This window comes from Dysgonomonas sp. (assembly GCF_035323175.1).
Classification (GTDB): Bacteria; Bacteroidota; Bacteroidia; order Bacteroidales; family Dysgonomonadaceae; genus Dysgonomonas.
Genome location: NZ_DAOKYH010000002.1, coordinates 195,978 through 206,158 on the forward strand (window position 1 = coordinate 195,978; position 10,181 = coordinate 206,158).

Here is a 10,181-nt window from a genome sequence, read left to right on the forward strand (position 1 = left end):
TGACTTATTGTCAATTATTTCTTTGCTTTTCCTTTTTTATGAAGCCTTTAACAATAAATAGAAAGAAGAACCTGTATCTTTGTCTCAATAAAACCTAAATCAGCTAAATGAGCATGCTAAACGAATGTGAACGTAGTCTAATCATCAGTTTAATCAAAAAAGAAGTTGTTCCGGCTATCGGATGTACAGAGCCTATAGCGGTTTCACTATGTGTAGCCAAAGCCACTGAAGTATTGGAAACCGTGCCGGAGAAGATAAAAGTATACCTGAGCGCCAACATATTGAAAAATGCAATGGGTGTTGGTATTCCGGGGACAAAGATGGTAGGACTGCCCATAGCGATTGCACTAGGTGCTTTGATAGGTAAAAGTGAATATGGATTACAGGTGCTGAAAGACTTGAAGCCTGAAGATGTAGATACAGGGAAAAAATATATTGAGGAAAAACGGATAGAAATAGGGCTTAAAGAAGATATAGACGATAATCTATATATTGAGGTGCACTGCCTTAAGAACGACAAAAAAGCTGTAGCCATAATAAAAGGAACACATACACACTTTTCTCATATATCTAAAAATGGCGAAGTAATTATAAACGAATGCGATAGCAACCATTGTGAAGAGAGTAAAGAGGAGATAAAATTATCCTTTTCAAAAGTATATGAGTTTGCGACTACTACTCCGATAGAAGATATTCGTTTTATACTTCAAGCGGCAGAACTAAACCGCACTGCTTCGAAGCTGTCGGCTCAAGGAAGTTATGGTCACAATGTCGCTAAAACAATGACAGGAGCATTGGGCAAGCAAATATTCGGAGATTCAATGCTCACTCATATGATGTCGTATACCGCCGCTGCATGTGATGCACGTATGGATGGTGCTATGATACCGGTAATGAGCAATTCGGGCAGTGGGAATCAAGGAATTACGGCAACGCTGCCGGTTCTGACGTATGCAGAAGATACAAATTGCTCGGAAGAGAGTCTGATAAGGGCGTTAATTCTCAGCCACCTTACAGTAGTATATATAAAGCAGAAACTAGGACGTTTATCGGCTCTATGTGGCTGTGTTGCAGCTGCGACGGGCGCTAGTTGTGGCATAACTTATCTAATGGGAGGAGATTACAACCAAATAACATTTGCCGTAAAAAACATGGTTGGTAATATAACAGGAATGATCTGTGACGGAGCAAAGCCTAGCTGTGCCTTGAAAATATCCAGCGGAGTGTCTACAGCCGTGCTTTCGGCAATTATGGCAATGGAGCAGAAAGTAGTTTCTTCACTCGAGGGTATTGTTGATGACGACGTGGACAAAACCATAGAGAACCTGACAAGTATAGGTGCCGTAGGCATGCAAGAAACAGATAAATTGGTATTGAAAATAATGACTAGCAAATAACACTCATGATTCATTAATTGAAATAAATGAAATAAAAGAGCCGCCCCAAATGGAGCGGCCCAAACCTAGATAACCAAACCCTATAACTAACTGTATCTTGCCTTTTACAGTTTCTTTAAACCTTTTATATCGTTCTTCCCTGCTTCAACAATGCTTATCGCATACCCTCCGGCCGGAGCACAGAATTGAGACAGTTTGGACTTATTAGAAATCACTACTTTTCGAATTGTATATGCCTGCGGATTGGTCTTATAATGAGCATCTTTTGCATCGCTATATATTGTAGCAATATATGTTTTTGCCGGATCGAGATAATCAAATGTAATAGTTGATGTACGTCCGTTTTCATCACATACACTTCCTATAAACCAATTATTTGAACCTTTTGCCTTACGTACTATTGTGATATATTCTCCCGGCTCTGCTTCAAGTATCTTACTTTCGTCCCAATCGATAGCTACATCTTTTATAAACTGGAAAGCATCAAGATGCTGTTTATAATTTTCTATCAAGTCGGCGGCCATTTGCAACGGACTATACATCGTCACATACAGTGCCAATTGGTTTGCTAATGTACTATTCACATGCGAATGATTATCAGGATTAATTTTACTCACATCCATCTGGAAAATACCCGGAGTATAATCCATCGGACCACCAATCAAACGGGTAAAAGGTAGTATGGTAACATGATTCGGTTTGCTACCTCCAAATGCCTGATATTCTGTACCACGGGCTGACTCATTACCTATTAGATTTGGATATGTACGACATAAACCTGTAGGACGAACCGCTTCATGAGCATTCAACATTATTTTATAATCGGCTGCTTTTTCCAGTGCATATTGATAATGATTTACCATCCATTGTCCGTAATGATATTCTCCACGAGGAATAATATCTCCTACATATCCGCTTTTTACAGAGTTATAACCATTATCCACCATAAACTTATATGCCTGATCCATATGGCGCTCATAATTACGAACCGAAGCAGATGTTTCGTGATGCATCATCATTTTAACACCCTTGTTCTTCGCATAATCATGCAATCCTTTCACATCAAAGTCTGGATATGGAGTAACAAAGTCAAAAACATAATCTTTAGATTTACCAAACCAATCTTCCCAGCCTACATTCCAGCCTTCAACCAATACAGCATCAAAGCCATGTTCTGCTGCAAAATCTATATATTCTTTCACATGGGCTGTATTTGCACCATGTTTACCATTTGGCTTTGTCTTAGAATAGTCTGTAACTCCTAACTGTACGCTGTACACATCATCGGTATAAGCCCATGTGCTTTTACCGGTAATCATCTCCCACCATACACCTACATACTTTACAGGTTTGATCCACGATGTATCTTCAATCTTACACGGATCATTCAAGTTCAGTGTAATATGAGATGCCAATACATCACGTGCATCATCACTTACTATTACAGTACGCCACGGCGTGTTACATGGAGCTTGCATATATCCTTTGTTGCCTTGTGCATCAGGTGTCAACCAAGATTCGAATACCATGTTCTTATCATCCAAATTTAGATGCATACATGCATAGTTTATCAAAGCAGCCTCATGCAAATTGATATACAACCCGTCATTTGTTTTCATCATCAAAGCAGTTTGTACCCCTGTTGGAGAAAACGGCGTCTGAGATGAGTTAGGAGTAATAGCCTTACTCATCAGCCCTCTTATCTCTGATAACTTCGATGTCGTATAATCGTATTCTTGTGTATCATAATCGCCCGGAATCCAGAATGCTTTATGATCGCCGGCCATAGCAAACTGAGTTCGCTCTTCTTTTATAACAAAGTATATAAGATTCTTTTGCTCGGGAAATTCATAGCGAAAACCTAAGCCATCATCAAAGAGGCGAAAACGGATAAGGATATGCCTGTCTGTTGATTTCTGATTTAGCGTCACAGCTAATTCATTATAATGATTGCGTATTTCTTTTACTTCACCCCATACAGGCTGCCATGTTTCATCAAAAGATGAGGTCTTGCTATCTGTAAGCTGAAATCCGTCGAGTAAAGAAACCTTGTCTTCTTTTTGTGAGTCTGTATTTCCTTTTATAGAAAAGTCATTGAAATCGGTATGAGAGTCACTATTGTCTTTCAACTCCAAACCCAGCTTACTAGGCTTAATTACATCTTTTCCCTTATACGTTAAAGTATAAGTTGGCACACCATTACCTTGCAAATAAAACTTTAATGTAAGATTTCCATTTGGTGATTTGAGTTCTTGCGCTTTCACTGTTCCAAAGATTAAATAAAAGCCAATAAAAATAGAAATACTAATGATTTTTTTCATGATTCTTAAAAAAATATTTTCCTATATACAAAGAAACTACATTTAGAGTTCAATGATAGAATCCTTTTCTCGTAAACCAAACAAAATAATCTGCAAACGTTTGCAGATTATAGCAAAAAGAAAAGGTGACCAAATCAGCCACCTCTTCTAATCAGTATTTCTATCAATCTAATTTATTCTATTGTACCTGTACCGGCATTGAAATCAAGAGTAACTTTTTTGCCTGCAGCAACAGAAACTCTATCTTGGTCACCACCTTTACCTCTATATTCTATTTTTCCGTTAAGAATAATAAATTCCATTTTCCACCAATCACCTCCAACTGCAGGATAACCAGCATACATTCTTAATTCACCTGCACCTGTAGTTGTTATAGACATTTTGTTGCCAGATGCGGTAAATGGATATGTAGCAGTACTCCATCCACCAAAACAGTCTCCCATTCCATAGACTTCTGCCGCTTTTATTGTAATCTTTTTATTAGGCATATCCATATAAACAATATAAAAGCCATCGGCAGGAACAAATGCATTGCCTCCATTCGTTGTATATCCTTCCTTAGAATCCAATTCATAAAAGTCTGAACCATCCCACGCTTTAGAAGTATTCCATTTGAAGCCATTTGCTGCTTTAAAATATCGTATCGCCCAGAAAGTCCCGTCAAGTCCCCAAACAGGAGTCATATCTACAATACCGGCATCACTCCAGTTCCATCCGCCAAAATCAGCTCCTATCATATATACATTCTTAGGATATGATAAATAGGTAGTAATTTTAGAGGTTACTACATTTGTATACAAAGGAGTTATAACATCACCAATAGTTGCAGATATACGTATATCATAAGTAGCTTCTGTTCTTGGGGGAATATTATATATAGAATCAAGGCTTAATAACACATTATTCAATTCTTTATGAGTTATAGCAGCTTGAGTCTTTCCTATAAGAGACGAAATAGTTTTCTTATTAGCAAAATCTTTACCAGCCACATCAACTTCCAATTTATAGATAATAGCAGCGTCATAACCAAATGAAGCTTTCGTCCATTTAAACGTATCGACTACCTCATCAGCCTTTTTATCATCAAGGACATAAGATGATGCAATTGGATTTAAAGCCCCTATTTTTGCATCTTCTTCATGATATGTTACTTTATCCAAATCACTATCGCACGAAGCAAAAGTTATTAGAGAAAGAAAAACAACAGGTATATATTTTAATAGTTTCATATCTATTTTATATTTATAAGACAATTATTACTTAATATCCTGGATTTTGAGTCAGATTTCCATTTACAGAAAGATCTGTTACTGGAATTGGGAAAATGTTACGAGTATTATCTACTCCCACACCTTCCAATACTCCTCCCTTGAATGGCCAGCGGTAAGATCCAGATGTATATAATCCATAGCGAATGAGGTCTGTACGGCGAGTTCCTTCCCAATACAATTCACGAGAACGCTCATCCAATATAAAGTCTGTTGTAAGTTCAGTAGATGTAATAGCACCTGAGTCGTCTCCATATCCACGTTTGCGAAGCTCGTTTACATATCCCAGAGCAGTATTTTTATCACCTCCTGCTCCTCCACGAAGAACCGCTTCAGCATACATCAGATATACATCACCTAAACGCAACATAGGAAAATCTGTATCAGGGAATTGAGTATCAGAAGCCAAACTTCCATTTGATTTTACATTCTTAAATTTGTATACAGCCCAACCCTCACTGGTAAATGTTCCTAGAGGTGTAGTTTTTATTTCCACAGAACGGCCCTCAGAGTAGAATATGCCTCGCTTATCTACAATATTTGCTGCAGTTTTATTATTACTTGAGAATGCAAACTTATTCACTAAGTTTTGTGTTGAACGAGTTCCATCCCATCCTGAACTAACGCCGTCAGTAGCTAATACATATTCAGCACCACCACGAGAAGAACAAATAAGGAATGTCATACCTCCCCAAGTTTTAGTTGCTGCCCCATCAAAACAAATAGGGAAAATTATTTCATTTTTAGCAACCACGTTATTATCGGCTTTAAATATGTTTGAATAATCTGCAGTCAATGCATATCCGCCGGCAATAACTTTATTACATGCTGTTATACATTCTGTATACATCGCTTTTCCTGTATATACTTCTGCATTCAGGTAGGCACGTGCAAGTAAAGCATTTACAGCACCTTGATCAGCACGCCCATATATACCCTGGCGTGCAGCCGGAAGATCTTTTTCTATCTCTGTTAATTCTTTTACTATCCAGACAAAGAGTTCTTCTCTACTTAATGGGGACGGAGATACTGAATAATTACTCTCTGTGATAAAAGGAGGTCTAGCATATTGATCCATCAACACATAGTAAGCCAACGCTCTACAAAAACGAGCTTCTGCACGCAATTGAGTAGGATTAGCATCCGTTGGGGCATTTCCTACCTGTTTCAGATATTCATTAGCCAATGCTACAATAAACATACATCTTTGGTAAACGCCTTCTATAGATTCATTCTTAGAATTAGACCAAGTCATGTTATTGATTTCTGGAACCCATGAGTCGTTTGCCCACGCTACTTTACACTCATCGGTAGACACTTCTTGCAGATTCCACCATGAACGCAATAACTGAGCATTACCCGGATCGAGATTTTCAATATCGGAACTACCTTCACCATCTTGTCCACTAATAGCCCATACTGAATATATTTTCATTAATCCTTTGGTATAACTGGCAGCATCAGAATAAGCTATTTCGCCAGTCACTACATTCTCATCCAACGGCTGTACATCTAAGTCTCCCAAACAAGAGCTTAAAGTCAACGCTAATCCGCTAAATAATGTCAATAAATATTTTGCTTTCATTTTCATGTCAATTAAAAGTTAAGATTTAAACCAAATGTATAGGTTCTTGGACGTGGCCATATATTCCTATCAATGCCAAGATAATCTTTATTATTAGAGCTTTCAGGATCAATTCCACTATAATTGGTGATAGTAAATACATTCTGAACAGAAAAACTCACACGTCCGGATAGTTTATTAAACAATATATTTTTGAAACTATAGCCAAATGTCAGATTATCCAATTTTAGGAACGATGCATTCTCTAGGAAGTAATCAGACAGCTGCTGCTCTGTTCCATTCTTATGAGTAAATCCGGTTTCATACACTCCTGTATAAATATTAGAAAGGAATCCTTGATTGTTGAAAGTCAATGGCGTTGAATTTTGTGCAGCAAAAGCATTATATACATAATTACCTAAATTAGCACGTAAATTAAATCCTAAATCAAAATCTTTATATCTGAATGTTGAACTAAATCCCATAAATACCTTTGGCATAGGGCTCTTTCCTGTCAGGTAACGATCGGCCTCTGTAATTTGTCCATCTTTATTACGATCTACAAATACATTTTGAAGAGGCTTTCCATCTTCTCCATAAACCTGCTGATATAACCAGAAAGTATTAGGAGCATATCCTGTTTGATGTTTTTGTGTGCGAAGTCCTGTTCCATAACCAGGGTCTCCGATTTGTATACCCGGATAATCAGGATTGTAAGATGCGGTCAACTTAGTAATCTCACTCTTATTCCACGTAATATTATAACCTAGATCCCATGAAAAATCGTTAGTTTCTATAGCTACAGCATTGATATTAAACTCAACTCCATCATTTTTCATTGTACCAACGTTAGCCACAATTACATTAGAGAAGTTAGTTCCTGCAGGAGAATCTATTGTATTAAGCAAATCTTTTGTCTTCTTTTGATAATATTCGATGCTACCATTAATACGATTATTCAAAAATCCAAAATCAATACCAAAGTTTGTCGTAGCAGTTTGCTCCCATTTTAGATTTGGATTATATCCATCAGGTTTTAGTAGACCCGACCCTAAATATGTTCCATTCGGATTTGTTCCAAAAATATAAGATGGAATATAAGCATAATCCTTACCTATATCTTGTTGACCTGTAACCCCATATCCTACACGCAATTTCAAATTAGATAATGCATCAATTTTACCGTGCATAAATGGTTCCTTAGAAATTGTCCAAGCAAATGCTGCAGATGGGAATAAACCCCAACGATTATCTTTACTGAAACGAGAAGAACCATCATCACGCAAAGTTGCTGTCAATAAATAGCGATCCATGAAGTTATAGTTCAACCTACCGAAGAATGATATCAAATAGTTTTCAGAAGGGATTTTTCGACTAGCTGTCCAAACATATTGACTAGTAGATTCATTGTATTCAAATCCATTTATAGTTCCAATAGATTTTGTTGAATTAGAGAACGTTTTATCAAAATCTGATTTATAAAAATGTTGATAAGAATAACCACCCATTATATCAACATTACTCTTTATCGACTCAAAATACTTATTATAGTTCAGATAAAAGTCTAACAATTGATTTCGGCGCAAATTATCCCAAGATGTATATCTTCCTATATTCGGCAGGTCCGAATCTTTCGCTGCTTGGTATGACCCTGCTGAAGGTCCGTTATTACCTGTAGAAGTAGCAATATCATAACCCAGATTTAAATTAGCACGTAGTTCAGGTAAGAAGTGGAATTTATAATCAAACTGAATATTTCCTAAACTGCGTTTAGTTTTTCCGGAGTTGTCGACATCATATAACAATGCCAATGGATTGACAGGAGCTAACTTGTTCGGTTCAGTTCCTTGCATGTGATTCCAATAACCATGATATCCATTTTCATCATAAATTGGTTTTGTCGGATCATAAAAAGCTGCAGCACCTACTGCTCCGGAATCTGCATATCTATTATTATTTATTGTTCCTTTAACATTAATATTTACACTCAAATGATCATTAAGAAACTTCGGACTCAAGCTAATACTTCCCGTAAAACGCTCATAATTTGAGGTTTGCAATGTCCCATCTTCATTTGTATAACCCACTGACACCCGGTATGGCAATATTCCTGCTTTTCCGCTAAATCCCAAGTTATGGTCTGTACTAAAGGCTGTACGGAAGATTTCATCTTGCCAGTTTGTCGATTGATCTGGATATTTATTCAACAGTTCTTGAGCATTATCTCCTGCATCTGTTCCTTTAGGATAATAAGTAGAAATTACATCACGGAATTCTTGAGCATTCATCGTTTTAATTTTCTTATAAGGGTCATTAAAACTATATGTGCTACTATAAGAGATTTTCACTCCTTTAGATTGGCTTCCTTTTTTTGTTGTAATAATAATTACACCGTTTGATGCCCTTGAACCAAAGATCGCTGTAGCAGAAGCATCTTTCAACACTGTGAATGATTCAATATCATTCGGATTGATTGTAGCTAAAGCATTTGGAGTTCCTGGAGCAGCATCATTCGATGTAGGAATACCATCAATAACGATCAAAGGATCATTACTTGCACTTAATGATGCACCACTACGAATACGAATTGTAGAACCCGAACCTGGAGCACCATTCCCCGGCTGCACAAACAAACCGGAAACCTTACCTTGTAGCATTTGCTGCGGTGATGTTATTGCTCCTTTGTTTATCTCTTCTGCCTTGATTGCAACGATTGACCCACTAAGGTCTTCTTTCTTCACACTACCATATCCGATTACTACAACTTCTTTCAACATTTCGGTATCTTCCTCCAATGTGACATTAATTGTAGATTTTCCGGCTACAGAAACTTCTTGTGATTTGAATCCTACGTAAGTGAACACTAACGTACCGTTAGAAGGTACATTGATTGCATAATTACCATCAACATCAGTTACAGTACCTATGGTTGTACCCTTAACAACAACACTACCACTAATGATAGGTTCTCCGTTATTGTCCTTCACATTACCTTTAACTGTGATATTTCCGCCTTGCGCAAAAATATTTGATGTTGACACCAATATTCCTAACATAAATAGTAGGAATACATTTAAACATCTGTTCTTAATCTTTCTTTTCATGCGAAATAATATTAAGATTAACATTAATATTGATTAGTTTATTACTTATTTCTATATAATCGGTTTATATATTCTATCGTGCATAACATACTATTCGTATTCAATAAAATTCTGATCAACCCTGAATTTTGAATAGAGGACAGAAGAGACAAATGTTATATTTTGTATATTTTTAAATAAATCTTGGTTTAGATTTAACATTAGAAACACTTGTATTTTCATGACATTTTAGGATTATAGTACAAATATGAGAAGACCTATTTTGTTTTGTATCAAAAGATTTTATAAAAAGCTGCTTTTTGTTATGCAAACGATTGCAATCGGATTGTAACATATATTTTGTTTATCAACCTTTTATAATCTTTAATATAACCATTATACACAATATATTAAATGAATGTGTACATTTGCGATTATATGCTGGACATTTGCAATTAGCAAAACTTATTTCGAAACGAAGACAATTTCTATACGATATATATACACAAATATAGAAGACTCTGAATTGCCGTCCCCTGTACACTAAA

At 36.5% G+C, this 10,181-nt stretch carries 5 protein-coding genes; 1 reads left to right on the top strand and 4 read right to left on the bottom strand.

Features of this window, described 5'->3' with window-relative positions:
* Window positions 1-113 precede the first annotated feature (113 nt).
* Entirely contained in the window at window positions 114-1,397 is a 1,284-nt protein-coding gene (locus PKC55_RS03945; RefSeq protein WP_291124155.1) for an L-cysteine desulfidase family protein, read from the top strand.
* Window positions 1,398-1,501: 104 nt separating this feature from the next.
* Here the strand turns inward: PKC55_RS03945 and PKC55_RS03950 are convergent, their stop codons facing one another.
* The 4 genes from PKC55_RS03950 to PKC55_RS03965 all read right to left on the bottom strand — a co-directional run bounded on the left by PKC55_RS03950 (window position 1,502) and on the right by PKC55_RS03965 (window position 9,654).
* On the bottom strand, window positions 1,502-3,718 hold the full coding sequence (locus PKC55_RS03950) for a glycoside hydrolase family 97 protein (RefSeq protein ID WP_291124134.1): 2,217 nt from the start codon (window positions 3,716-3,718) through the stop codon (window positions 1,502-1,504).
* A gap of 173 nt (window positions 3,719-3,891) precedes the next feature.
* Window positions 3,892-4,947 (bottom strand): SusF/SusE family carbohydrate-binding protein, encoded by a 1,056-nt coding sequence (locus PKC55_RS03955; RefSeq protein WP_135103932.1) that lies wholly within the window; start codon window positions 4,945-4,947, stop codon window positions 3,892-3,894.
* 31 nt (window positions 4,948-4,978) lie between these two features.
* The gene (locus PKC55_RS03960) at window positions 4,979-6,571 is read right to left on the bottom strand and encodes a RagB/SusD family nutrient uptake outer membrane protein (RefSeq protein WP_291124132.1); all 1,593 of its coding nucleotides are present in this window, start codon (window positions 6,569-6,571) and stop codon (window positions 4,979-4,981) included.
* Between the two features lie 11 nt (window positions 6,572-6,582).
* Window positions 6,583-9,654: a SusC/RagA family TonB-linked outer membrane protein gene (locus PKC55_RS03965; RefSeq protein WP_291124130.1), complete on the bottom strand. Its 3,072-nt coding sequence runs from the start codon at window positions 9,652-9,654 to the stop codon at window positions 6,583-6,585.
* Window positions 9,655-10,181: the final 527 nt, after the last annotated feature.

Excerpts from the sequence above, each read along its gene's own strand:
- PKC55_RS03945 (WP_291124155.1), top strand. The coding sequence starts at position 114 with ATGCTAAACGAATGTGAACGTAGTCTAATCATCAGTTTAATCAAAAAA.
- PKC55_RS03950 (WP_291124134.1), bottom strand. The coding sequence starts at position 3,718 with ATGAAAAAAATCATTAGTATTTCTATTTTTATTGGCTTTTATTTAATC.
- PKC55_RS03955 (WP_135103932.1), bottom strand. The coding sequence starts at position 4,947 with ATGAAACTATTAAAATATATACCTGTTGTTTTTCTTTCTCTAATAACT.
- PKC55_RS03960 (WP_291124132.1), bottom strand. The coding sequence starts at position 6,571 with ATGAAAGCAAAATATTTATTGACATTATTTAGCGGATTAGCGTTGACT.
- PKC55_RS03965 (WP_291124130.1), bottom strand. The coding sequence starts at position 9,654 with ATGAAAAGAAAGATTAAGAACAGATGTTTAAATGTATTCCTACTATTT.